Source organism: Rathayibacter sp. VKM Ac-2857, from assembly GCF_013205025.1.
Lineage (GTDB): Bacteria > Actinomycetota > Actinomycetes > Actinomycetales > Microbacteriaceae > Rathayibacter.
The window spans coordinates 194,184-217,250 of sequence record NZ_JABMLE010000004.1; the positions used below are offsets into that span (position 1 = coordinate 194,184).

Below are 23,067 nucleotides of genomic sequence, written 5' to 3' on the forward strand. Positions count from 1 at the left end.
GTCAGCTCTCCGATCGAGCGGGGGCGAGTGAAGGGACGAGTGCGGGGGCGGCGAGGGTGGTCCGAGCGAGCTCGTCGAGCACGACGCGCTCGACGACCTCCTGCGCGATGCCCCAGCCGTGCCGGACGCCCGCGGCGACCTCGCGGCCGGGGCGGGCGGCCGTGACCGCGCGGCCGAGCGCCTCCGCGATGCCGGCCGGGGTCGGCCGGGCCCAGCTGGCACCGGGGTGCGGCAGGTCGGCGCGGGCGTCGACGGAGTCGTTCACCACGGCGACGGCGCCGCAGGCGAGAAGCTCCTCCGCCACCAGCGAGATGTTGGTGAAGGAGAGCGCGATGCCGGCCGAGCAGCGGTTGTAGAGCGCCGCGAGCTCGCGCGGCGCGAGCGTGCCGTGCTCGATCACCGGCACGTCCCACGCTCCGGGCGCGCTGCCGTAGACGTGGATCGGCACCTCCGGGTGCTCGGCGTGGAAGAGCGCGAGCGCCCTCCGGCCGAGGAGGTAGCCGCGGCGGTCGGCGGCGGGCTTGGCGTAGAACACCACGCCCGAGCGCTCGCCGTCCGGGTTGTCCAGCGTGTAGGTCGCGGTGTCGCAGCCGAACGGGGCGGTCTCACTGACGACGCCGAGCGCGTCCAGGTGCGAGCGCACCATCTCGCCGAGGGCGATGGTGCGGAAGCCGAAGCGGTAGCTGTCCTCCGCCAGGGCAGCGAGCGTGCCGCGCGGGTGGAAGAACGGCTCGTAGTCCTGCACGAAGTACAGCCGCGCCATCGGTGCCGTGCCGCGGGTGGCGAGCACGTGCGCCGTCTCCCACGAGGTGGCGACCGCGGCGTCGACGCCGGTCACGCCGTCGTCGACGCTGCGGATGTCCACGTCGAGCCACGGCCAGCCGGCGCGGATGATCGCGGCGCGCGTCTCGAAGTCGGCGCCGTGCCGGTCGTAGAGGAACAGCGTGCAGCGGTGGCCGCGCTCGACCAGGCCCTGCACCATCCGGAACAGGGTGGTGTGGCCGCCGGAGCCGCGATCGGGCGGGGTGCAGATCCAGCCGATCGAGGCGGGACCCTCGGCGCGGGCCGGGGCGGCGGGCAGGTGGAGGAGACCGGAGTCGGCGATGTCGCCGGGGAGCAGCGGCATGTCGAGCTCGCGGACGCCGACCCGGTCGCCGAGCGAGCGGACGGCGCGCTGCAGCAGATCGCGGCCGCCGGTGCTGCGGAGGCGCCGGACGAGCTCGCGGGGGACGCGGGAGGCGCGCATCAGAAGCTCCCCTCGCGGTGCCAGCGGCGCCAGGAGCGGTCGGTGCGCAGGCGCCGCAGCACCCGCTCCGCGAGGAAGCGCGGGGAGAATCGGTCGCTCGGCGCGCTCAGCAGCCGGGACTGCAGGCGCTCCCACTCGGGCAGCCGGGCCGCGTCGCGGTAGACCGCGTGCGCGAAGCCGAGGTGCGCCTCGAGCTCGGCCGTCTCGGAGCCGCCGCTGTCGAAGCGCTGCGCGCCCTTCACGAGGGCGTCGCGGGCGAGGGCGCGGCGGGCGAGGTGCTCGAGCTCGGCGCGCCGCTCGAGCGGACCGCCCGGATCGGCGAAGAAGGTCTCGAAGGCGAGCAGCCGCTCGCGCAGATCGTGCAGCGGGGTCACCGTGTCCGAGCGGCTCCCCGCGTGCTCTCGGTGCCAGGCCTGGTCGACGCCCTGGATGTAGGCGACGTCGGCGGCGGCCGAGAGGCGCAGCCAGAGCTCCATGTCGTAGGTGTGCGGCAGCGGCCGCGGCCAGCCGACCCGGTCGAGGACGGAGCGGCGCACGAGCACCTCGGGCGAGGTGATCACGTTGAGCCCGGTACGGCAGCGCTCGTGCAGCCAGTCGCCGCCGGACCAGAGCAGCCACGAGGTCGGCGTGGTCCGGGCCGTGGGCAGCACCGATCCGTCGGGGAAGTGCATCGGGTGGCCGTAGACCAGCCCGACCGACGGGTGCGCGCGGGCGACGGCGACCGCGCGGGCCAGGGCGCCGGGCGCGATCACGTCGTCGGCGTCGAGGTACCAGGAGAACTCGCCGGTCGCCACGGCCAGAGCGGCGAGCACGCTGCCCACCGGCCCGAGGTTCCGCGGATTCGCGAGCACCAGCACGCGGTCGTCGCCGGCCGCGATCGAGCGGGCCACCGCGAGCGAGTCGTCGGTGGAGCGGTCGTCGACGATCACCAGCTGCACGCGCACGCCGGTCTGGCCGAGGGCGCTCGCCGCGGCCGCGGGCAGGAACTGCGCGTAGTCGTGCAGCGGGATCAACACCGAGACGGTGGCGTCGGAGGTGTCGACGTCCTCGACCGGGACCGAGCGACCGCGCCGGGTCGCGACGGCCAGTGCGGTCGTCACGAGAGCACCCCCGCCGGGCTCGGGGCCGCCGAGGTGGTGCTCCGCAGCGCCGCGATCAGCGACTCCGCCACGTACTCCTGCTGCGCCGCCGTGATGCCGGGGAACAGCGGCAGGGTCAGCAGCTGACCGGCGAACGCCTCGGCCCGCGGCAGCGAGCGCGGGCGCCCGGAGGCGGGGAGGAACGGCGCCAGCAGGTGCACCGGCGTCGGGTAGTGCACGCCCGTCGCGACGCCCGCCTCCGCGAGCGCGGCGCGCAGCCGCTCCCGCTCCGGCGTGCGCACGACGTAGAGGTGGTGCACGTGCTCGTTGCCCGGCGCGGTGCGGGGGAGGACCAGCCCGTCCACGCCGTCGAGCAGCTCGCCGTAGCGCGCGGCGGCGTCGCGGCGCTGCTGGTTCCACTCGTCCAGGTGCGCGAGCTTCGCGCTCAGCACGACCGCCTGCAGCGAGTCGAGGCGCGAGTTCGTGCCGACGACGTCGTGCCGGTAGGCGCTGAGGCCGCCGTGGTTGCCGAGCCGGCGGACGGCCGCGGCGAGCTCGTCGTCGTCGGTCATCACTCCGCCCGCGTCGCCGTAGGCGCCGAGGTTCTTGCCCGGGTAGAAGCTGGTGCCGGCGATCGCGCCGAGCGAGCCCGCGCGGGCGCCGAAGCGGCGGGCGCCCTGGGCCTGCGCCGCGTCCTCGACGATGCGAACGCAGTCACCGAGTGCGGCGGCGAGCCGCTCGACGGGGGCGCACTGCCCGTAGAGGTGCACGGCCATCACGGCGCGGGTGCGCGGAGTCACGGCCTCGGCGGCCGAGGCGACGTCGATCAGGTAGTCCTCGTCGCAGTCGACGAACACCGGCCGGGCACCGGCGCGCACGACGGCCTCGGCGGTCGCGACGAAGGTGTTCGCGGGGACGAGCACCTCGTCGCCGGGGGAGAGCTCGAGCGCCAGGAGGGCGAGCTCGAGCGCGTCCGTCCCGTTGCCGACGCCGATGGTGTGGCGCACGTCGCAGTAGGCGGCGAACTCCTCCTCGAAGCGGGACACGTCCGGACCGCGGACGAACGACGAGTCCGCGAGCACGCGGTCGAAGCCCTCCCGGATCACGTCGGCGACGACGAGGTGCTGGAGGTGCAGATCGGCGAGCGGGACGATCGGCTCGGTGGTCATGAGGCGTTCCTTCGGTCGGAGGTGAGCTCGCGGACCCGGCGCAGCAGCCAGGTCCGCAGAATGAGGAGGTAGAGCAGGCCGCCGGTCGCGCCGCCCAGGAGGAGGGCGAGCCAGTCGGCGTCGAGGCCGACGGCGGCGAGGCCGAGCGGGACGAGCAGGGCGGCACCGGCGGCGACGGCCGCGGCGAGCGCCGGCGGCAGCAGGGAGCGGCCGACGGCGCGCAGATCGACGTCGATCGAGCGCAGCAGCCAGGCGAAGACGGGACCGACCACGAGCGCGGCCACTCCGATCTGCGCCCAGGCCGCGCCGACGAAGCCGCCGCCGAGCACCGCGGGCACGAGCGCGAGGGTCAGCGCCGCGAACCAGACGCCCTGCACGATCGCGACGCGACCGGAGTCGCCCTTCGCGAGCGCCGCCGAGCTGAAGAGATCGGCCACCACCCGCAGCGCACCGACGACGCCCAGCAGCCCGAGAGCGCCGGCGGCGGGAGCCCAGCGCTCGCCGTAGACGACGTGCACGAGAGGCGCGGCCAGGGCGGCGAGCAGCGCGCCGAGCGGAGCGGCGAGCGCCCAGGTCAGCCCGGTCGCCGCGGCGACGGGCAGGGGGCGGCCGTCCTCGTGCGCCCGGGAGAAGGCGGGCAGGGCGACCGAGCGGACCACCTGACCCACCGCGGTCATCGGCCAGGTGGAGATGTTGAAGGCGAGGACGTAGTAGCCCAGGGCCACGGGGTCGATCAGCCCGGCGATCACCACCTTGTCGGTGCCGAGCACGCCCCAGGAGATCAGGTTCGCGATCGCCACCGGCAGCCCGAAGCGCAGCGCGGAGGGGGCGATCGAGCGGTCCCAGCCGAGGCGGGGCCGCTCGCGGGCCGCTACGAAGAGCAGCACCATCGTGCAGGTCTGCGCGACGACCCGGGCGACGGCGAGCGCCAGCACCCCGGTCCCCGCGGCGAGCAGCGCGAGGGTGATCGCGGTCGAGACGACGAAGTCGACCGCGGCGATCAGGAAGAGCGGCCGCTGGGCGAAGCGGCGCTGCAGCGCGGCGTAGGGGACCACTCCGGCCCCGGCCAGCGGCAGGGTGATCGCGAGGACCGCCAGCACGCCGGCCGTCTCGGGCGAGCCCGTCGCCGCGGCGATCATCGGCGCCGAGGCCGCCATCGCCGCGCCGAGAGTCCCGCCGAGGACCAGGCCGAGCACGGCCACGGTCGGCGCGCGCCGCTCCGGCTCGCTCGAGCGGATCAGATCGGTGCTCAGCCCGAAGTCGGACAGCGCCATCAGCACCGACTGCACGGTGAGCGCCAGCGCGTAGACGCCGAACGCCTCGGGGGCGAGCAGACGGGCCAGCACGACGCCCAGGGCCAGGCTGCCGAGCCGGAGTGCGATCGTGCTGAGCGCGCTCCAGCCCAGCGCCGACGCGATCCGGCTCGAGCCCGCCGCGACGGGAGGGGACTGCACGGCGGTCACGAGAGCGGCCTCCGCGCGCGGTCGCCGGCGCGGACGAAGCGCCGCCACTCGGCCGAGTCCACGACCGCGGGCCAGCACTCGGCGGCGACCGAGGCGAAGCGGGCGCCCTCCGCGTGGTCCTCCGGGCGGGCGGAGGCGCGGCTGCGCAGCGCCCAGCCCATCGCCTCCTGGGCGAGGGCGCGACCGGCGTTCGCGCGCCGATCGCCGCCCTGCGCCCGGCGGCCGGAGGAGTCGTGCCCGGCCTCCGTGAAGAAGTGCTCGATCGTGCGGCGCCGCTCGCGCAGCTCCGCCAGCGGATCGCTGCTCGGCTGCGGGTGGCAGCGGGTCTGGACGACGCCGTTGATCCGGCCGATCCCGCCGAGTGCGGCGAGCCGCAGCCCGTAGTCGAGGTCGGCGGTGCGGGGGAGGTCCTCCGCGTAGCCGCCGAGCGCGTCGGCGATCGAGCGGCGGACCAGGGCGGCGTGGTCGACCAGCCGGTCGGAGCCGTGCCGGCTGGTGCGCTCGATCCAGTCGGCGCCGCTCCAGAGCGTCCAGTCCACGCGTCCCGAGGGCGCGGTCGCCGGCCGCACCGAGATCTCGGCGTCGCCGTGCACCGCGGCCACCCAGGGGTGCGCGGCCAGCAGCGCCGCCGCGCGCTCGAGCGCTCCGGCGGTGAGCGCGTCGGTGCTCGGCAGCACCAGCACCGAATCGCCGCGGACGACGGCGAGACCCGCGTTCCGCGCCGCGATCGCGCCGGTGCCGGCGGGCACTTCGACGAGCCGCACCCGCTCGTCGGCGACGACCGTCGTGGCGACCGGACCCGCGTCCGTCACGACGACGACGTCCAGCCGGACGCCGCGCTGCGCCAGGACGCTCACCAGGGCCTCCGTCGGCGAGGCGCCGTCGACGGCGGCGATCACGACCGAGACGAGGGGCGCGGGCCCCGAGAGGGGGAGTGCCGGCGATCGGTGTCCACGGACGGTGCTCATGCGGAGGCTCCTTCGAGAGTGCTGTCCGCGCGCCGGACGGCGACGGGATCGATCCGCGGGCCGGCGGGCACGCCGAGCCAGGTCTCGCCGGCCGGCTGATCGCGCAGCAGCACCGCGCCCATGCCGAGCGTCGCCCGGCGGCCGATCCGCGAGCGCTCGCGGACGGAGGCGCCCATGCCCAGGTACGCCTCCTCGCCCACCCGCACTCCGCCGCCGAGGGTGACCCCGGCGCAGAGGGTGGCGAACGAGCCGATGCGGTCGCCGTGGGTGAGGGTGACGTTGGGCATCGCCACCACGTGCCGGCCGATCGCCACATCGGCGGTCAGCACGACGCCGGCGAGCAGGATGCTCCCCGCGCCGATCCGGCAGTCGTCGGGCACGTGGATGGCCGGGTGCACGAGCCGCGCGTAGCGGTGGTCGTGCACGCCGAGGGCGCGCAGGCGATCGACGATCCGCGCCCGGCCGCTGCCGTGCCCGACGCAGACGGCGATCTCGGCGCGGGGGTGCTCGGCGATCGCGTCGAGACCGCCGATCACGGGGACCCCCGAGATCTCGGTGCCCCAGCGCGCGGGGCCGTCGTCGACCACGCCGATCACGCGGTGGCTGCCGCTGACCGCGAGGAGCGCGAGGGTCTCGCGCGCCAGTCCGCTCGCGCCGACCAGGATCAGCTCACGCACGGAGGACCGCCGTCTCGTGCTCGCGGGCCAGGCGCGACGGGGCCAGGACGGCCTCGATCACCCGGTCCTGGTCCTGCTCGGTGAGGGCGTGGAAGAGCGGCAGGATCAGCGTCCGGTCGGTCAGGCGCTCGGTGACGGGCAGTCGGTCCGCGTTCGGGTGCGCGCGATAGGGCGGCTGGCGGTGAGCCGCCATGATGCCGCGGCGGGCCGAGACGTCGCGCGAGGCGAGCTCGGCCATCAGGCCGTCGCGCTCGAGCGGGTAGTCGTCGCCGACCTCGATCCAGAACGACTGGAAGTTGCTCGTGCCGTGCTCCGGGTCGGTCACCGTGCGCAGGCCCGGGACGTCGGCGAAGGCCGCCGCGTAGCGGGCCGCGAGCGCCCGGCGGCGCTCGATCAGCGCCGGCAGCCGGCCGAGCTGCACGAGGCCGAGGGCCGCCTGCAGATCGGTCATCCGGAAGTTGAAGCCGACCTCGTCGTAGTGCTCCGGTGCGGCGAGCACGCTGCCGTGCCGGTCCGCGGCAGACACCGACATCGAGTGCTCGCGCAGGCAGCGGGCACGGGCCGCGAGGTCCGCGTCGTCGGTGGTGAGCATCCCGCCCTCACCCGTGGTGAGGAGCTTGCGCGGGTGGAACGACCAGGCGGTCAGGGCCGCGCCGGCGCCGACGGAGCGGCCGCGGTACCGCGAGCCCGCGCCGCAGGCGGCGTCCTCGAGCACGAGGATCCCGAGCGGGTCGCAGAGCGCGCGGATCGGCTCGAGGTCGACGGGCACTCCGCCCTGATCGACCGCGATCACCGCGCGGGTGGCCGGCGTCAGCGCCACGGCGATCGTCTCCGCGGTGACGTTGCCCGTGACCGGGTCGACGTCGGCGAAGACCGGTCGTCCGCCGGCGTGCACGACCGCGTTGGCCGTCGCGATGAAGGAGAAGGAGGGGACCACGACGTCGTCCCCGGCCGAGACCCCGCCGACGACGAGCCCGAGGTGCAGGGCCGTGGTGCAGCTGGACAGCGCGACCGCGTGGCCGACGCCCATCGCCTCGGCGAACGCCGCCTCGAACCGCGCGACCCGGGGGCCCTGCGCGATCCAGCCGGAGGCGATCACCTCGGCGAGCGCGTCGCTCTCCTCGGTGCCCAGCCAGGGGCGCATCACGTCGATGCGCCCGGTGCTCGCGGCTCCCGTGCTCGCGGCTCCCGTGCCCGCCGCGCTCATCGGGTCGCTCCGCTCAGGACGGGGGCGTCCGTCCGCTCGGCGCGCCACCACTCGACCAGCGAGCGCAGACCGCTCTCCAGGTCGTACGCAGTGACGAAGCCGAGCTCGTCGCGGGCCGCCCGGGTGTCGGCCAGGCGGCGGGTGACGCCGTTGACCGAGCGCGCCGGCGCGAAGTCGACGTCGAGGTCGGACTCCATGACGTGCAGCAGCGTGCGGGCGAGCTCCAGCAGGCTGGTCTCGACCCCCGTGCCGATGTTGAACGCGCCGTCGCGGCCCGCCGTCGCCGCGACCACGTTGGCCCGCGCGACGTCGTCCACGTGCACGAAGTCCATCGTCTGCGCGCCGTCGCCCAGGATCAGCGGCGGGACGCCCGCCTCGATCCGCTCCATCCAGCGCACGAGCACCTCGGTGTAGAGGCCGTGCACGTCCATCCGCGGTCCGTAGACGTTGAAGTAGCGCAGCGCCGTCGAGCGCAGCCCGTTCATCGCGCCGAAGCTGGTCAGCATGCCCTCCGAGAAGGCCTTCGCCGCGCCGTAGATCGTGTCGTTGGCGTAGGGGTTGTTGCTCTCGGGAGTGGGGAACTGCGTCGCGAGCCCGTAGACGGAGGCGCTCGACGCGGCCACCACCCGGTCCACGCCGTGCGCCGCCGCCGCCTCGAAGACGGTGAAGGAGCCCTGCGCGAGGACGTCGAAGGCCAGGCGCGGGTCCTCCGCGCACTGCGTGATCCGGATCGCCGCCTGGTGGAAGACGACGTCCTTGCCGCGGACGACCGAGTCGACCATCGCGCGATCGCGGATGTCGCCCTCGATCAGCCGGACCCGGCCGTCCCCGAGCGCATGCTCGAGGTTCTGCCGGCGCCCGCGGACGAGGTTGTCGAGGACATCGACCCGGCTGACGCCGGTGTCGAGGAGGCGGTCGACGATCGTCGAGCCGATGGTGCCGGCACCGCCGGTCACCAGGACCTCGGCGCCCTCGAGCGAGACGGGGGAGGGGGTCAGCTCAGCCACGACGCCTCCTCCAGGCGGACCGCCGGAGCGGTGGTGCGGCTGACCTGGCCGGCGTCGAGCAGCCGGTCGCTGACCTGCTCCAGGACGCTGAGGACGCGCAGGGCGGCGCGGCCGTCGGTGCGGGGCGCGCGGCGCTCCGAGATCGAGGTCGCGAACTCCGTGACCATGTCGGCGAGCGGCTCGCGCTCGGGCAGGGCGGGCGACCAGGTGTCGCCCAGCCGGTAGGAGATCGCCGCGTCGTGACGCGAGGTCCCGCCGCGGAGCGAGGTGCCGAGGTCGACTCCGCGGTCGAAGACGCTGAGGCGCTGCTGCGGGTTCACGTCGTCCCAGACCAGCGTGCGCCGCGAGCCGCCGATCACCATCCGGCGGATCTTGGTCGGGCTGAGCCAGTTCACGTGCACGTTCGCGATCGCGCCCTGGCCGAGCGGCACGGTCAGGTAGCCGACGCAGGCGCGCCCGGAGCCGAGCGGGTCGGAGCCCTGGGCCGCGACGTTCCCGGGGCGCAGGCCCCCGGGGATGATGAAGTCGAGGATCGACAGGTCGTGCGGGGCGAGGTCCCAGAACACGTCGACGTCCGGCTGGATCAGCCCGAGGTTGATCCGCACCGCGTCGACGAAGAGCACGTCGCCGAGCGAGCCGGCGGCGATCAGCTCCTTCATCTTCAGCACGGCCGGCGTGTAGCAGTAGGTGTGGTCGGCCATCAGCACGACGCCCGCGCGCTCGGCGGCGTTCACCATGTCGATCCCGAGCACGCTCGAGTCGGCGAGCGGCTTCTCGACCAGGACGTGCAGTCCCGCGGCGATCGCCGCCATGGCGATGGCGTGGTGGGTCCGCGCCGGGGTGGCGATGGCGATCGCGTCGAGCCCGGGCAGGTCGAGGACGTCCGAGAGCGAGGGCAGCACCGGCACGGAGCCGTTGGCGCGGGAGACGGCCTCCGCCCGGACGGGGTCGAGATCGCAGATCGCGACCAGGTCCCAGTCGGCGCTGGCGGAGAAGTTCCGGGCGAGGTTCGGGCCCCAGTAGCCGGCGCCGACGAGCGCGACGCGGAGCCTCCGGGAGGGGATGGTGGTGGTCATGGCGGGTTCCTTCGGGTGAGGAGGGCGGCGTGCGGGCACGCCGAGGGGACCGGGCTCTCCGACCAGGGAGAAGGAGCGCGCGGACGAGAGGGGACGGCGCGTCAGGGCGCGCCGGGGGGAGGGGACGGCGCGTCAGTGCACGCCGGGGGAGGGGACGGCGGGGAGAGCGCCGGAGGGGAGGAGAGAGGAGGGAGAGGAGCGCCGGTGCGTCAGTACGCGCCGACCGGGCGCAGCATCACGCGTAGGGTCCGCCAGAGGATGAGCAGGTCACCGGCCAGCGACCAGTTCTCGACGTAGTAGAGGTCGAGTCGGATCCCGTCCTCCCAGTCGAGCTCGGAGCGGCCGCCGGTCTGCCAGAGCCCGGTGATGCCGGGTTTGATGTAGAGGCGGCGGTTGACGACGTCGTCGTAGCGCTCCACCTCGCTCAGCAGCGGCGGGCGCGGGCCGACCAGGCTCATGCTGCCGCGCAGCACGTTCCAGAACTGCGGCAGCTCGTCCAGCGAGTACCGCCGCAGCACGCGGCCGAGCGGGGTCACCCGCGGATCGTCGCGCAGCTTGAACAGCAGGCCGGAGCCCTCGTTCGCCGCACTCAGCTCCGCCAGCCGCGACTCCGCGTCGGTGCTCATCGAGCGGAACTTCAGCATGGTGAAGAGCTGCCCGGCGCGACCGACCCGCTGCTGCCGGAACAGCGCGGGACCGGTGCTGTCGCGGCGGATCATCACCGCGAGCACGGCCAGCAGCGGCGAGAGCACCAGCAGCGCCAGGGCGGAGACGCTCACATCGAGCACCCGCTTGAGCGCGTGCCGCGGCCCGGAGTAGCGCGGCGGCTCCACCCGCATCAGCGGCAGACCGTCCACCGGACGCCAGTGGATGCGCGGGCCGGCGACGCTGCTGAGCCCCGGTGCGAGCACCAGCTCGACCGCGAACGGCTCGAGCGCCCAGCAGAGCCGGCGGAGGTAGGCGTCGCCGCCGTCCACCTGACCGGCCACGACGACCGCGTCGGCGCGCTGCTCGACGACCGCCTGGGCGATCGTGTCGATCGCTCCGACGACCGGGATGGAGCGGCCGCGCACGGTGATCGAGCGGCGCGGATCGGCGGTGCGACCGCGCTCGGCGCCGTCGGTCGAGAGCGCGACGCCGACGACGTCGTACTCCACGCGGCCGCGCCGGCGGTCGATCTGCGTGACGATGTGCGTCACGTCGGGGACGCCGCCCACGACGATCACCCGCGACAGGGCGCGACCGGCTCGGCGCTCCCGGGCGAGGTGCCCGCGGCTGAGGGCGTGCGCCGCCAGCATCCCGCCGAGTCCGACGGGGAGGGCGACCAGCACGTGCAGCCGGGGCAGGTCGACGTGGGTGAGTACGGAGGCGACGGAGGCGAGCCCGAAGGTCGCGATCGTCGCCGAGAGCAGGCGGCGGAACTCGTCCGCTCCCGCTCCGATGCGGTGCGCGAGGCGCCGCTGGGCGAGCAGGACGGAGGAGACCCAGAGCGCGCCGAGGACGGCGGCGACGACGAGGTCGGCGGAGTGAGCCCCGGCGGAGCGGGGATCGGCGGCCGAGCGCAGCACGGCGGCCAGTGCGACGGCGCCGAGGACGATCAGGACGTCCGCGGCCAGGACCCTGCGCGAGAAGCGGCGGCGCCAGCTCGAAGCCTCGGCCGGCGGTGCCGGAACGAGGACGAGGGCGCGCGGATCACGCTGGAGGGACCGGGCCGCGGTGGAGACGGCGGTCACCGGCGTCTCCTGCTCTCACCACCGCTCGTATGCCGGGTCGCCGGGGGGCGGCGACAGCGGATCGAGGAGGGATGGAGCCGTGAGGGCGCGCCGGAAAGAGCGCGCACCAGTGGTGCATACAAGGGGATCAACCTGCATTTCGGGTTTACAGGGGAAGGGGGTACTGCAGGGCGGGCTCGGAGGCGAGCGCGGTTTCGGGGCCGCGCTGCTTCGTCGCCACGTCGGCACCGCTGTGATCGTCGTGCTCCCAGGATGAGCAGATCGGTCGAGGCGGGACCTCGCGTCGGGGCGGCGGTGCACGACAGGGTTCGTGCGGAGCCGGTCCCGGTGGTCGGGTGGTTCTCAGCTGAACATAGCCCTCGTGACAACCGGGAAGCTGACCCCAGTTCAGGGGTGAAGTCGGCCGTAACATCCTCGACGGCGTCGCTGACGCCCTCCGCGCGTCCTTCTAGAATCGTCTCGGTGTCGAGCGCGCGATCGGGTCGCGCGTCGGCGTCGAGGGAACCCCGAAGCCCCCGATCGCCAGGAATCGAGACGGAGCGTCAGGGTCCCTGCGCGGTCCGGGAGGTCACCTCCCGGGCCGCGTCCCGCGTCCCGCGGGGGTCGTACCCGACGACTAAAGTCGAGGGGTCACCCCAGCCCCAGAGGAGCACCCGCGCGTGTCGAACGCATCGTCGAACGTCCCCGAACCGTCCGGTCCCGCCGCCGGCACCTCCGTCGTAGAGGAGGCCGGCACCGGGTTCACGCACTTCAGCGACCGGGCGGTCGTGGCGATCCGCGTCAACGGCGAGCTGAAGGACCTGGCCGCCGACGTCGTCCCCGGCGACCGGATCGAGCCGGTCCTGATCTCCTCGCCCGACGGCCTGAGCATCCTCCGCCACTCCGCGGCGCACGTGCTCGCGCAGGCCGTCCAGCAGAGCAACCCGGACGCGAAGCTCGGCATCGGCCCGCCCGTCACCGACGGCTTCTACTACGACTTCGACGTGACCGAGCCCTTCACGCCCGAGGCGATGAAGGCGCTCGAGAAGGCGATGGACCGCATCATCCGCCAGGGTCAGCGCTTCGTCCGCCGCGTCGTCACCGAGGACGAGGCGCGTGCCGAGCTCGCCGCCGAGCCGTACAAGCTCGAGCTGATCGGCCTCAAGGGCGCGGGCGCCGACGGCGAGTCGGTCGAGGTCGGCGGCGCCGAGCTGACCATCTACGACAACGTCGACCCGCGCACCGGCGAGACGGTCTGGAAGGACCTCTGCCGCGGCCCGCACCTGCCCAACACCCGGATGATCGGCAACGGCTACGCGCTGACCCGCAACGCCGCGGCCTACTGGCGCGGCTCGGAGAAGAACCCGCAGCTGCAGCGCGTCTACGGCACCGCCTGGCCGACCAAGGACGAGCTGCGCGCGCACCAGGCCCGCCTCGAGGAGGCCGCCCGCCGCGACCACCGCAAGCTCGGCCACGAGCTCGACCTCTTCTCCTTCCCGGACGAGATCGGCTCGGGCCTCGCGGTCTTCCACCCCAAGGGCGGCATCATCCGCTACGAGATCGAGCAGTACATGCGCGAGCAGCTGCTCGCCCACGACTACGAGCTCGTCTACACGCCGCACATCACCAAGGGCGACCTCTTCATGACCAGCGGCCACCTGCAGTGGTACGCGGAGGGCATGTTCCCCCCGATGCACCTCGACGAGCTGCAGGACGAGGACGGCACCGTCACCCGCCAGGGCCAGGACTACTACCTCAAGCCCATGAACTGCCCGTTCCACAACCTGATCTTCCGCTCGCGCGGGCGCAGCTACCGCGAGCTGCCGCTGCGCCTGGCCGAGTTCGGCACCGTCTACCGCTACGAGAAGAGCGGCACCCTGCAGGGCCTCACCCGCGTGCGCGGACTCACCCAGGACGACGCGCACATCTACGTCACGCAGGAGGACGTGTCGGCCGAGCTGACCCGCAACCTCGAGTTCGTGCTCCAGGTGCTGCGCGACTACGGCCTGGACGACTTCTACCTCGAGCTCTCCACCAACGAGGAGGGCAACCCGAAGTTCGTCGGCGACCCCGAGCAGTGGGAGTCGGCGATCGAGTCGCTGCGCGCCGTCGCCGTCGAGTCCGGCCTCGAGCTGGTCCCCGACCCGGGCGGAGCCGCATTCTACGGCCCGAAGATCTCGGTCCAGGCCCGCGACGCCATCGGCCGCACCTGGCAGATGTCGACGATCCAGCTCGACTTCAACCAGCCCGAGCGCTTCGAGCTCGAGTACACCGCCTCCGACGGCTCGAAGAAGCGCCCGGTGATGATCCACCGCGCCCTGTTCGGCTCGATCGAGCGCTTCTTCGCCATCCTCACCGAGCACTACGCCGGAGCGTTCCCGGTCTGGCTCTCGCCGGTGCAGGTCGTCGGCATCCCGATCGCCGACGAGTACCTGCCCTACCTCGAGGACGTCGTCGGTCAGCTGAAGAAGGCCGGCGTCCGCGCCGAGATCGACTACTCCAGCGACCGGATGCAGAAGAAGATCCGCAACGCGACCCTGCAGAAGGTCCCGTTCCAGCTGATCGTCGGCGAGAAGGACCGCGACGCCGGAGCGGTCAGCTTCCGCTTCCGCGACGGCACCCAGGAGAACGGCATCCCCGTCGCCGACGCCGTCGCCCGGATCCGCGAGGCCATCGCGACCAAGGCCCAGGTCTAGCGGTGGGGGAGCCGTTCGACGACGCCGTCCCCGAGGGCGCCGAGTCCTCGGCGCACCTTGCCGGCGTGCCCGACGAGTTCCAGCGCCTGTGGACCCCGCACCGGATGGTGTACATCCAGAAGGGCCAGCCGGGCGACGACGACTGCCCGTTCTGCGTCGCCCCGACGCTGAGCGACGAGGAGGCGCTGATCGTCGCGCGCGGCGAGCACGCGTTCGTCCTGCTGAACCTCTTCCCGTACAACTCCGGCCACCTCCTGATCTGCCCGTACCGGCACATCCCGCTCTACGACGAGGCCACTCCCGAGGAAGTGGCCGAGATCGGCGCGCTCACCCAGACGGCCATGCGCGTGATCCGCGAGGTCTCGAGCAACGACGGCTTCAACCTCGGCATGAACCAGGGCGCCGTCGCCGGCGCGGGCATCGCCGCCCACCTGCACCAGCACGTGGTGCCGCGCTGGGCGACCGACGCCAACTTCTTCCCGATCATCGCCCGCACCAAGGCCCTGCCCCAGCTCCTCGGCGACGTCCGCGCCAGCCTCGCGGCCGCCTGGCCCCGCCCCTAGCCCGCCGCGCCCCCCCCCCCCCCGCCGGTCGAGCAGCCGCAGTGAGCAGCCGCGCAACGGCCGCCCGTCCTGTCGAGCAGCCGCACGGCGCCTGCCTCTGTTGGTCGAGTAGCCCGCAGGGGCGTATCGAGACCCGCCGTCGTCAGCAGGCCGAGTCTGCAGACTCCAGTCCTGGTGCCGGTGGATCTCGATACGCCCGCTGCGCGGGCTACTCGATCAGCATGGACCGCCCCTGGCCCGCCTCATGCTGCTCGAGCAGCCTCGCAGCCGCGTCTCGAGACCCGTCCCGCCCGCCTTGTCCAGCGCCGATGCCGCCCGCCCTCGTCTCGTAGACTGGACGCTGCCGTCGGCGGAAGTCGCCGCACAGAACAGGACTCGCGAACATGACCGACACCACCCCCACGTCCTCCTCCGCCTCGGAGCAGTTCGGCTCGAGCCGCGTCAAGCGCGGGCTCGCCGAGATGCTCAAGGGCGGCGTCATCATGGACGTCGTCAACGCGGAGCAGGCGCGCATCGCCGAGGACGCCGGAGCCGTCGCCGTGATGGCGCTCGAGCGCGTCCCGGCCGACATCCGCTCGCAGGGCGGCGTCGCGCGGATGAGCGACCCCGACCTCATCGACGGGATCGTCGCCGCCGTCTCCATCCCCGTGATGGCCAAGGCCCGCATCGGCCACTTCGTCGAGGCGCAGATCCTCCAGGAGCTCGGCGTCGACTACATCGACGAGTCCGAGGTCCTCTCGCCCGCCGACTACGTGAACCACATCGACAAGTGGAAGTTCACCGTCCCCTTCGTCTGCGGTGCCACCAACCTGGGTGAGGCCCTGCGCCGCATCACCGAGGGCGCCGCGATGATCCGCTCGAAGGGCGAGGCCGGCACCGGCGACGTCTCCGAGGCGACCAAGCACATCCGCACCATCTCGGCCGAGGTGAACCGCTTGAAGTCGCTGACGAAGGACGAGCTCTACGTCGCCGCGAAGGAGCTGCAGGCGCCCTACGAGCTGGTCGCCGAGATCGCGCAGACCGGCAAGCTCCCGGTCGTGCTCTTCACCGCCGGCGGTGTCGCGACCCCCGCCGATGCCGCGCTGATGATGCAGCTCGGCGCCGATGGCGTGTTCGTCGGCTCCGGCGTCTTCAAGTCGGGCGAGCCCGCGAAGCGCGCCGCCGCGATCGTCAAGGCGACGACGTTCTTCGACGACGCGAAGGTCGTCGCGGAGGCGTCCCGCGGCCTCGGCGAGGCGATGGTCGGCATCAACGTGGCCGACGTGCCCGCGCCGCACCGCCTCTCCGAGCGTGGCTGGTAGCGAGAGCGCGCCCGTCGCGGGCGAGGGCGAGACGCGGGAGTCCCTGGAGGGGCTCCGTGTCGGCGTCCTCGCCCTGCAGGGTGACTTCCGCGAGCACGCGCACGTGCTGCGCGAGCTCGGCGCCGAGGTGGTGCTGGTGCGCCGCGAGTCCGAGCTCGCCTCCGTCGCGGGCCTCGTGATCCCCGGCGGCGAGTCCACGGTGATGGACAAGCTCTCCCGGCTGTTCGGCCTCGCCGAGCCGGTGAAGGACGCGATCGCCGCGGGCCTCCCCGTCTACGGCACCTGCGCCGGGCTGATCATGCTGGCCGACCGCGTGCTCGACCGCATCGACGGCCAGAGCAGCTTCGGCGGCCTGGACGTGACCGTCCGCCGGAACGCCTTCGGCAACCAGCTCGACTCCTTCGAGACCGACCTCGACATCGCCGAGATCGGCGACCCGCCGATGCACGCGGTCTTCATCCGCGCGCCGGTCGTCGAGGCGCTGGGGGAGCAGGCCCGCGCCCTCGCCACCCTGGCCGACGGCCGGGTCGTCGCCGTCGAGCAGGGCTCCCTGCTCGGCACGGCGTTCCACCCGGAGATCACCGGCGACTACCGCTTCCACGAGCTGTTCCTGCGCAAGGTCGCGGCCACCCGCTTCGGCGCGGCACAGTAGGGGCATGCCCGAACTCCCCGAAGTGCACGCGCTCGCGCGCGACCTGGACGAGCGCCTCGGCGGCCGCGTGCTCGAGCGCCTGGACGTCTTCGCGATCTCCGCGCTCAAGACCGTCGCGATCCCGCCGTCCTCGCTCGCGGGGGAGACGGTGCACGGGGTGAGCCGGCACGGGAAGTTCCTCGACCTCGCGGTCGGCGACGTGCACGTGCTGCTGCATCTGGCTCGCGCGGGCTGGGTGCGCTGGCGCCCCGAGCGGCCGACGGCCCCGGTGAAGCCGGGTCGCGGCCCGCTCGCCGCGCGCCTGATCCTCGACGACGGCTCGGGCTTCGACATCACCGAGGCCGGCACGAAGAAGAGCCTGGCGATCTCGATCGTGAGAGACCCGCGGGACGTGCCGGGCGTCGAGCGGCTCGGGCCGGACCCGCTCGACCCCGAGTTCACCCGCGAGATCCTCGGCGCGATCCTGGCCACCGCGGGCCGCGCCCAGCTCAAGGGCGTCCTCCGCGACCAGTCCCGGATCGCGGGCATCGGCAACGCCTACTCCGACGAGATCCTGCACGTCGCGAAGATGTCGCCGTTCAAGCCGGCCTCGCTCACGCCCGACGAGCTCGACCGCCTGTACTCCGCGCTGCGCTACACCCTCGAGGAGGCGCTCGGCCGGGCCGAGGGCCTGCACGCCGCGGACCTCAAGCGCGAGAAGAAGCTCGGGATGCGCGTCCACGGCCGCACCGGCGAGGCCTGCCCGGTCTGCGGCGACACGATCCGCCAGGTGATCTACTCCGACTCGACGCTGCAGTACTGCCCCACCTGCCAGACCGGCGGCAAGCCGCTGGCCGACCGCGTCCTCTCCCGCCTGCTGAAGTAGCGTCGTCAGTTCGGCACCGTCGCCGTCGCGGTCGTCGCTCCGAACTGCTGGAAGGCGCCGGGGTCGGGCCCGAGGTAGACGGGACCGCGGGTCACGGTGGCCGTGACCGTGAACCTGCCTTTCGGCTCCGCACTGAACTCGGACGTGTAGGTCTGATTGAAGGAGACCGAGACGCTCCGGCTGCCGACCGTGTAGGTCCGGTTCACGCGGTAGGGACCGACGGGGACGACCAGGCGGGCGGCCCGGGGGCCGATCGCGGTGAGCCCGCTGTCCCAACTCGAGACGTCCTGGTCGGTCACGATGTCCACCCACGTCTCCTCCTCCAGCTGGATGCTCGACCCGGGTGCTCCGATCATGTTGATGTAGGCGGTGACGCCGAAGGTGCCGACGATGTACGACGTGACCTTCACCCCGACGAAGGTGGAGGTGATCACCGGCGCGGGTGACGCCGAGGCCCCGGGCGCGGCGACCGCGGCGGCGACCACCGGGGTCGTCCAGGCGGCCGCGACAGCGGTCCGCCGCGCGACTCCCGCCGGCTCGGACGGACGGAGATCGCCGGCGTGCGGGTGTCTCTGATCAGCTGTCATCGGTGTCCTCGTTCTCGTTCGCGTCGATCGGACGGCGGATGCCACCCGGCTCGTCGGCCACCCTCTCGACCAGGCGTGGTGAGTGCGGAATCCCTGGCGGGGAACGGTCCGAGATGGCTCGATCCGGCGCAGACCGCCGCCGCCCATCGAGCAGACCGCCCCCGCCCATCGAGTCGGAGGCCGTCGTCTGCGGCGCGGGCACCCCTCAGAACTCGAGGACGGTCACCGCGGACGGGCGGCCGAAGATGCCGACCGCGTACGGGTCGGGACCTCGGTAGGTGGGCCCGCGTGTCACGTTCGCCTCCACCGCGTATCGTCCCCGTGGCTCGGCGGCGAGCTCGCACACCGTGTCCGGCCCCGGGTAGGGGGCGCTGACCACCATGCTCCTGTCGCGGATCGTGTACCCCGTCACGGTCCCGTAGACACCAGCGGGGATGGTGATCGAGCCGGCCCGCGGACCCTCGGGAACGATCCCGTCCGCCCAGACGGCGACGTCCTGGCCCGTGGACCTGACGCGCACCACCGCGTCCTGCGGGAGGACGACGGGCCCCCCGGGCTCCCGGTGCCGTTGAGGTACACCTCGATGCGGAAGGCACGTGGGGACTCCAAGCCGTCTGCGACGAGCCAGACGCCGAGGAACGTGCCGTCCTCCTTCGGCGGCGTCGAGGCGGAGGCGGCCGGAGCAGCCGCCGCGCCCGCGATCACCGGGACCGTCCAGGCGACCGCGAGCGCCGATCGGCGCCCGATCTCCGGCGGACGAGCCCCGCCCTGTCCGGTCGTGTCGTCCTTCTGCGCGTCGTTGGTCATCGCGGTCCTCGTTCTCGTCTCGGCTGCGCGGCAGCCTGGTCCGCCCCGCGGCAACCCTTCCGCAGACCCATCTGCAGATGGTCATTCCTGGCGGCGGACGCCCGTATGGCTGAATCCGTGCAGTCCGTCCGCTCTCCCGGCGGACGGCGCCCACGACGAGGAGCACCGCGCCACCCCGCCCACGGGCGCGGCTCGGGCCGCCCCGTCCGGCGCTCGATTACACTGGACCAGCCATCAGCGGCGCCCGCGGGAGTCGCACGAATCGAGATTTCCGAGGGAGCACCGTGTCCGGGCATTCCAAGTGGGCCACGACCAAGCACCAGAAGGCGATCAAGGACTCGCGTCGCGCGAAGTCCTTCGCCAAGCTGATCAAGAACATCGAGGTGGCCGCCAAGATCGGCGGCGCCGACATGTCCGGCAACCCGACGCTCGTCGACGCCGTGCAGAAGGCGAAGAAGACCTCGGTCCCGAACGACAACATCGACCGCGCGATCAAGCGCGGCGCGGGCCTCACCGGCGAGGTCATCGACTACACGACGATCATGTACGAGGCCTACGGCCCGAACGGCATCGCGCTGCTCGTCGAGTGCCTCACCGACAACAAGAACCGCGCCGCCGCGGACGTCCGCACCGCGATGACCCGCAACGGCGGCACCATGGCCGACCCGGGCAGCGTCGCCTACAACTTCGCGCGCAAGGGCGTCATCACCGTCCCGCACGGCGACGGCGTCACCGAGGACGACGTGCTCGGCGCGGTCCTCGACTTCGGCGTCGACGACGTCATCGACCACGGCGAGTCCTTCGAGGTCCGCACCGAGGCCGCCGAGCTGGTCCCGGCGCGCACGGCGCTCCAGGAGGCCGGCATCGACTACGACGCCGCCGACGTCGAGTTCGTCGCCTCGCTCCAGGTCGAGGCCGACGCTGAGACGGCGCGCAAGGTCTTCCGCCTCATCGACGCGCTCGAGGACTCGGACGACGTGCAGAACGTCTACACCAACCTCGACATCACGCCCGAGGTCCGGGCCGAGCTCGAGAACGACGAGGAGTGACCCGGTGACCCCGGCTCGTCCCCGGCGGGCGCGCTGATGCGCGTCCTCGGGATCGACCCGGGGCTCACCCGGTGCGGCGTCGGCATCGTCGATGTCGGGCGCGACCGCCGCGCGACGCTCGTGCACGTCAGCGTGCTGCGCACCCCGCCGGAGTCACCGCTCGAGAGCCGTCTCCTCGCGCTCGCCGACGGCATCGAGGCCCTGCTCGACGAGCACCGGCCCGACGCCGTCGCGATCGAGCGCGTCTTCGCGCAGAACAACGTGCGCACCGTGATGGGCATCGCCCAGATCAGCGGGGTCGCCCTCGTCTCGGCCGCCCGGCGCGGCCTTCCGGTCGGCATGCACACGCCCAGCGAGGTGAAGGCCGCGGTCACCGGCTACGGAGCGGCGGACAAGCGCCAGGTCACCACGATGATCCAGCGCATCCTCCGGCTCGACGCCCCGCCGAAGCCGGCCGACGCGGCCGATGCTCTGGCCCTCGCCGTCTGCCACGCCTGGCGCGGACCGATCGCCGCGGGCCCCGCCGCAGCCGAGGGGGAGACGGCGGCCCAGCGCGCCTGGCGCGCCGCGGAGGCCTCCACTCGAACGCCTGTTCGAGCCTCTAGACTGACGCGGTGATCTCCTCCCTCCGCGGCACCGTCCTCTCCGCCCGCGGGAGCCTCGCTGTCGTCGACGTCCACGGCGTCGGCTACGCGGTCAACGTCACGCCGCAGCACGCCCTCGAGCTGCGGGTCGGCGACGAGACCGTGCTCACCACGACGCTGATCGTGCGCGAGGACTCGCTGACCCTCTACGGCTTCCCGGACGAGGAGCAGCTCGAGATCTTCGAGCTGCTGATCGGCGTCACCGGCGTCGGCCCCAAGTCCGCGCTTGGCGTCCTCGGCGCGGTCGAGCCCGAGCGCATCGCCCAGGCGGTCGCCGACGAGGACGACGCCGTGTTCCGCAAGGTCTCCGGCATCGGTCCCAAGACCGCGAAGCTCATCATCCTGTCGCTCGCGGGCAAGCTCGCCGTCCGCCCGCGCGCCGCCCGCGGCTCCGGTCCGGGTGCGACCGCCGCGCAGAGCGTGCTCTCGGCGCTCGTCGGCCTCGGCTGGCCCGAGCGCGTCGCCGCCGAGGTCGTCGACGAGATCCTGCTCGACGCCCAGGCGTCCGACGCCGCGAGCGTGCAGTCGCTGCTCCGCCTCGCCCTGGCGCGGCTCGGTCCGGCGGCCCGCTCGTGAGCGGCGACGACGTGATGGGCCCGGAGGTCGCCTCCGAGGCCGAGATCGCCTTCGAGGGAGCCCTGCGCCCGAAGAACCTCGGCGAGTTCGTCGGCCAGCGCAAGGTCCGCGGCCAGCTCGAGCTGCTGCTCAAGGCGGCGGCGATGCAGGGCCGCACGCCCGACCACATCCTGCTGGCCGGCCCGCCCGGCCTCGGCAAGACCACCCTGGCGATGATCGTGGCGGAGGAGAGCTCCTCGCCGCTGCGGATGTCCAGCGGTCCCGCGATCCAGCACGCCGGGGATCTCGCTGCCGTGCTCTCCTCGCTGCTGCCCGGCGAGATCCTCTTCATCGACGAGATCCACCGCATGGCGCGCTCGGCGGAGGAGATGCTCTACCTCGCGATGGAGGACTTCCGGATCGACATCATGGTCGGCAAGGGCGCCGGCGCGACCTCCGTCCCCCTGGATCTCGCGCCGTTCACCCTCGTCGGCGCGACGACCCGCTCGGGTCTCCTGCCGAATCCGCTGCGCGACCGGTTCGGCTTCACCGCCCACCTCGAGTTCTACGCCGAGGACGAGCTGCGCCAGGTGCTCACCCGCGCCGCGCGCCTGCTCGACCTCGACATCGACGGCGAGGCGGTCGCCGAGATCGCCGGCCGCTGCCGGGGCACTCCGCGCATCGCGAACCGCCTGCTGCGCCGGGTCCGCGACTTCGCGCTCGTGCACGGCGGCCGCGCCGACGTCACCGCCGTGCGCGCGGCGCTCGACCTCTACGACGTGGATGAGCTCGGCCTCGACCGCCTCGACCGCGCCGTGATGGACATCGTGCTCACCCGCTTCGACGGCGGGCCGGTCGGCCTCAACACGCTCGCGGTCTCGGTCGGCGAGGAGGCGGAGACGGTCGAGGCGGTCGTCGAGCCGTTCCTCGTCCGGATCGGGCTGCTCACCCGCACGCCCCGAGGGCGCGTCGCGACGCCGGCCGCCTACCGCCACTTCGGCGTGGATCCGCGCGGGGGAGCCGCCTCGGCCTCCCAGCGGCCCCTGTTCGGAGATGACCTATAATCTTCAAGGCCCGACGGGCCGCTCGATCCGCCAGCGCCAGCCACTCTGCTCACGAGAGCATGGGCTGACGGCGGATCACCCTCAACTCCGGAAGGCTCACCCATGGATCCGACGATCATCCTGCTCGTCCTGCTTCTCGCCGTGATGATCATCTTCATGTTCCGCAACAACAAGAAGCGGCAGCGCGAGGCGGAGAAGATGAAGACCGGGCTGGTCCCCGGTGTCGAGCTGATGACCGGCTCCGGCCTGTTCGGCACCGTCGTCTCGATCGACGACGACGAGAACAAGATCATCATCGAGTCGACGCCCGGCACGCTCCTGACGATCCACCGCCAGGCGATCGCCCGCCTCATCGACCCGGCCGAGAACGCGGTCGTCGCCGACGAGGACGAGACCGAGACCGTGGCGGCCGTCGAGTCGCCCGCGTTCGGCGAGCGCGACGCCGCGCACACGTCCGACCCGCTGGTCGACCCGGTCGAGCGCGACCGCAGGCCCGACGCGCAGTAGTCTCCAGGGCGGGCAGGGTGCATCGGCATCCCGCCCGCCCTTCCACGTCCGGGGTGCGCCCCGGATCGAAGACCGTCGATCGGACGACCGGCGCCACCCTCGGGATCGGCGCCTGCGCGAGGATCGACGTCGACCGCAGAGCCAGCGTCGGCCGGAGAGCCGGCGCCGACCGA

At 73.3% G+C, this 23,067-nt stretch carries 22 protein-coding genes; 10 read left to right on the top strand and 12 right to left on the bottom strand.

Annotated elements, in window-relative coordinates:
• Position 1: 1 nt before the first annotated feature.
• From HQQ86_RS17805 to HQQ86_RS17850, 10 genes are all read right to left on the bottom strand, one after another.
• Positions 2–1,246: a glycosyltransferase family 1 protein gene (locus tag HQQ86_RS17805; protein WP_173289637.1), complete on the bottom strand. Its 1,245-nt coding sequence runs from the start codon at positions 1,244–1,246 to the stop codon at positions 2–4.
• Positions 1,246–2,346, bottom strand: a complete 1,101-nt coding sequence (locus tag HQQ86_RS17810) for a glycosyltransferase family 2 protein (RefSeq protein WP_173289639.1) — start codon at positions 2,344–2,346, stop codon at positions 1,246–1,248. The genes HQQ86_RS17805 and HQQ86_RS17810 overlap by 1 nt, the downstream gene beginning before the upstream one ends.
• On the bottom strand, positions 2,343–3,494 hold the full coding sequence (locus HQQ86_RS17815; protein ID WP_173289641.1) for a DegT/DnrJ/EryC1/StrS aminotransferase family protein: 1,152 nt from the start codon (positions 3,492–3,494) through the stop codon (positions 2,343–2,345). Before HQQ86_RS17815 ends, HQQ86_RS17810 begins: the two co-directional genes overlap by 4 nt.
• Positions 3,491–4,957 carry an oligosaccharide flippase family protein gene (locus HQQ86_RS17820; protein ID WP_173289643.1) on the bottom strand — a complete coding sequence of 489 codons (1,467 nt, stop codon included), beginning with the start codon at positions 4,955–4,957 and terminating at the stop codon, positions 3,491–3,493. Before HQQ86_RS17820 ends, HQQ86_RS17815 begins: the two co-directional genes overlap by 4 nt.
• Entirely contained in the window at positions 4,954–5,925 is a 972-nt protein-coding gene (locus HQQ86_RS17825) for a glycosyltransferase family 2 protein (RefSeq protein ID WP_173289645.1), read from the bottom strand. Before HQQ86_RS17825 ends, HQQ86_RS17820 begins: the two co-directional genes overlap by 4 nt.
• Complete coding sequence (locus tag HQQ86_RS17830; RefSeq protein WP_173289647.1) at positions 5,922–6,602, bottom strand: NeuD/PglB/VioB family sugar acetyltransferase; 681 nt, start codon at positions 6,600–6,602, stop codon at positions 5,922–5,924. Before HQQ86_RS17830 ends, HQQ86_RS17825 begins: the two co-directional genes overlap by 4 nt.
• Positions 6,595–7,809, bottom strand: a complete 1,215-nt coding sequence (locus tag HQQ86_RS17835) for a DegT/DnrJ/EryC1/StrS aminotransferase family protein (protein WP_254072211.1) — start codon at positions 7,807–7,809, stop codon at positions 6,595–6,597. Before HQQ86_RS17835 ends, HQQ86_RS17830 begins: the two co-directional genes overlap by 8 nt.
• Entirely contained in the window at positions 7,806–8,816 is a 1,011-nt protein-coding gene (locus tag HQQ86_RS17840) for an NAD-dependent epimerase/dehydratase family protein (protein ID WP_367948718.1), read from the bottom strand. The genes HQQ86_RS17835 and HQQ86_RS17840 overlap by 4 nt, the downstream gene beginning before the upstream one ends.
• Positions 8,804–9,892 carry a Gfo/Idh/MocA family protein gene (locus HQQ86_RS17845; protein WP_173289649.1) on the bottom strand — a complete coding sequence of 363 codons (1,089 nt, stop codon included), beginning with the start codon at positions 9,890–9,892 and terminating at the stop codon, positions 8,804–8,806. The genes HQQ86_RS17840 and HQQ86_RS17845 overlap by 13 nt, the downstream gene beginning before the upstream one ends.
• 209 nt (positions 9,893–10,101) lie before the next feature.
• Positions 10,102–11,625, bottom strand: a complete 1,524-nt coding sequence (locus tag HQQ86_RS17850) for a sugar transferase (RefSeq protein ID WP_173289651.1) — start codon at positions 11,623–11,625, stop codon at positions 10,102–10,104.
• A gap of 767 nt (positions 11,626–12,392) precedes the next feature.
• Between HQQ86_RS17850 and thrS the strand changes: the two genes are divergently transcribed.
• The 5 genes from thrS (at position 12,393) to HQQ86_RS17870 (ending at position 17,681) form a co-directional block, all read left to right on the top strand.
• Positions 12,393–14,300 (top strand): threonine--tRNA ligase, encoded by a 1,908-nt coding sequence (thrS, locus tag HQQ86_RS17855; RefSeq protein ID WP_367948748.1) that lies wholly within the window; start codon positions 12,393–12,395, stop codon positions 14,298–14,300.
• A gap of 2 nt (positions 14,301–14,302) precedes the next feature.
• The gene (locus HQQ86_RS17860; protein ID WP_173289655.1) at positions 14,303–14,863 is read left to right on the top strand and encodes an HIT domain-containing protein; all 561 of its coding nucleotides are present in this window, start codon (positions 14,303–14,305) and stop codon (positions 14,861–14,863) included.
• A 383-nt stretch (positions 14,864–15,246) separates the two neighbouring features.
• Positions 15,247–16,164 (top strand): pyridoxal 5'-phosphate synthase lyase subunit PdxS, encoded by a 918-nt coding sequence (gene pdxS / locus HQQ86_RS21020; protein WP_123446185.1) that lies wholly within the window; start codon positions 15,247–15,249, stop codon positions 16,162–16,164.
• A 43-nt stretch (positions 16,165–16,207) separates the two neighbouring features.
• Positions 16,208–16,816 (top strand): pyridoxal 5'-phosphate synthase glutaminase subunit PdxT, encoded by a 609-nt coding sequence (pdxT, locus tag HQQ86_RS17865; RefSeq protein ID WP_216845686.1) that lies wholly within the window; start codon positions 16,208–16,210, stop codon positions 16,814–16,816.
• 4 nt (positions 16,817–16,820) lie between these two features.
• Positions 16,821–17,681, top strand: coding sequence for an Fpg/Nei family DNA glycosylase (locus HQQ86_RS17870; protein ID WP_173289659.1), 861 nt, complete (start codon positions 16,821–16,823; stop codon positions 17,679–17,681).
• A gap of 5 nt (positions 17,682–17,686) precedes the next feature.
• Here HQQ86_RS17870 and HQQ86_RS17875 read toward each other — a convergent pair whose 3' ends face one another.
• Together HQQ86_RS17875 and HQQ86_RS17880 are read right to left on the bottom strand one after the other, a co-directional pair.
• Entirely contained in the window at positions 17,687–18,268 is a 582-nt protein-coding gene (locus HQQ86_RS17875; RefSeq protein WP_173289661.1) for a hypothetical protein, read from the bottom strand.
• A 205-nt stretch (positions 18,269–18,473) separates the two neighbouring features.
• Positions 18,474–18,788, bottom strand: coding sequence for a hypothetical protein (locus HQQ86_RS17880; RefSeq protein WP_173289663.1), 315 nt, complete (start codon positions 18,786–18,788; stop codon positions 18,474–18,476).
• A gap of 571 nt (positions 18,789–19,359) precedes the next feature.
• On the opposite strand from HQQ86_RS17880, the gene HQQ86_RS17885 reads away from it, so the two are divergent.
• The 5 genes from HQQ86_RS17885 to yajC all read left to right on the top strand — a co-directional run bounded on the left by HQQ86_RS17885 (position 19,360) and on the right by yajC (position 22,894).
• Entirely contained in the window at positions 19,360–20,124 is a 765-nt protein-coding gene (locus HQQ86_RS17885) for a YebC/PmpR family DNA-binding transcriptional regulator (RefSeq protein ID WP_123446193.1), read from the top strand.
• Between the two features lie 36 nt (positions 20,125–20,160).
• The gene (ruvC, locus tag HQQ86_RS17890) at positions 20,161–20,742 is read left to right on the top strand and encodes a crossover junction endodeoxyribonuclease RuvC (RefSeq protein WP_173289665.1); all 582 of its coding nucleotides are present in this window, start codon (positions 20,161–20,163) and stop codon (positions 20,740–20,742) included.
• Positions 20,739–21,344: a Holliday junction branch migration protein RuvA gene (ruvA, locus tag HQQ86_RS17895; protein ID WP_123704431.1), complete on the top strand. Its 606-nt coding sequence runs from the start codon at positions 20,739–20,741 to the stop codon at positions 21,342–21,344. Before ruvC ends, ruvA begins: the two co-directional genes overlap by 4 nt.
• 14 nt (positions 21,345–21,358) lie before the next feature.
• On the top strand, positions 21,359–22,387 hold the full coding sequence (ruvB, locus tag HQQ86_RS17900) for a Holliday junction branch migration DNA helicase RuvB (RefSeq protein WP_123446196.1): 1,029 nt from the start codon (positions 21,359–21,361) through the stop codon (positions 22,385–22,387).
• A 102-nt stretch (positions 22,388–22,489) separates the two neighbouring features.
• A complete protein-coding gene (yajC, locus tag HQQ86_RS17905; RefSeq protein ID WP_173289667.1) occupies positions 22,490–22,894 on the top strand; it encodes a preprotein translocase subunit YajC in 405 nt (134 codons plus the stop codon).
• The last annotated feature ends 173 nt before the right edge of the window (positions 22,895–23,067 follow it).

Coding starts and splice junctions, on each gene's coding strand:
- HQQ86_RS17805 (WP_173289637.1), bottom strand. CDS start 1,246: ATGCGCGCCTCCCGCGTCCCCCGCGAGCTCGTCCGGCGCCTCCGCAGC.
- HQQ86_RS17815 (WP_173289641.1), bottom strand. CDS start 3,494: ATGACCACCGAGCCGATCGTCCCGCTCGCCGATCTGCACCTCCAGCAC.
- HQQ86_RS17825 (WP_173289645.1), bottom strand. CDS start 5,925: ATGAGCACCGTCCGTGGACACCGATCGCCGGCACTCCCCCTCTCGGGG.
- HQQ86_RS17835 (WP_254072211.1), bottom strand. CDS start 7,809: ATGAGCGCGGCGGGCACGGGAGCCGCGAGCACGGGAGCCGCGAGCACC.
- HQQ86_RS17845 (WP_173289649.1), bottom strand. CDS start 9,892: ATGACCACCACCATCCCCTCCCGGAGGCTCCGCGTCGCGCTCGTCGGC.
- pdxS (WP_123446185.1), top strand. CDS start 15,247: ATGACCGACACCACCCCCACGTCCTCCTCCGCCTCGGAGCAGTTCGGC.
- HQQ86_RS17870 (WP_173289659.1), top strand. CDS start 16,821: ATGCCCGAACTCCCCGAAGTGCACGCGCTCGCGCGCGACCTGGACGAG.
- HQQ86_RS17875 (WP_173289661.1), bottom strand. CDS start 18,268: ATGACAGCTGATCAGAGACACCCGCACGCCGGCGATCTCCGTCCGTCC.
- ruvC (WP_173289665.1), top strand. CDS start 20,161: ATGCGCGTCCTCGGGATCGACCCGGGGCTCACCCGGTGCGGCGTCGGC.
- ruvB (WP_123446196.1), top strand. CDS start 21,359: ATGGGCCCGGAGGTCGCCTCCGAGGCCGAGATCGCCTTCGAGGGAGCC.
- yajC (WP_173289667.1), top strand. CDS start 22,490: ATGGATCCGACGATCATCCTGCTCGTCCTGCTTCTCGCCGTGATGATC.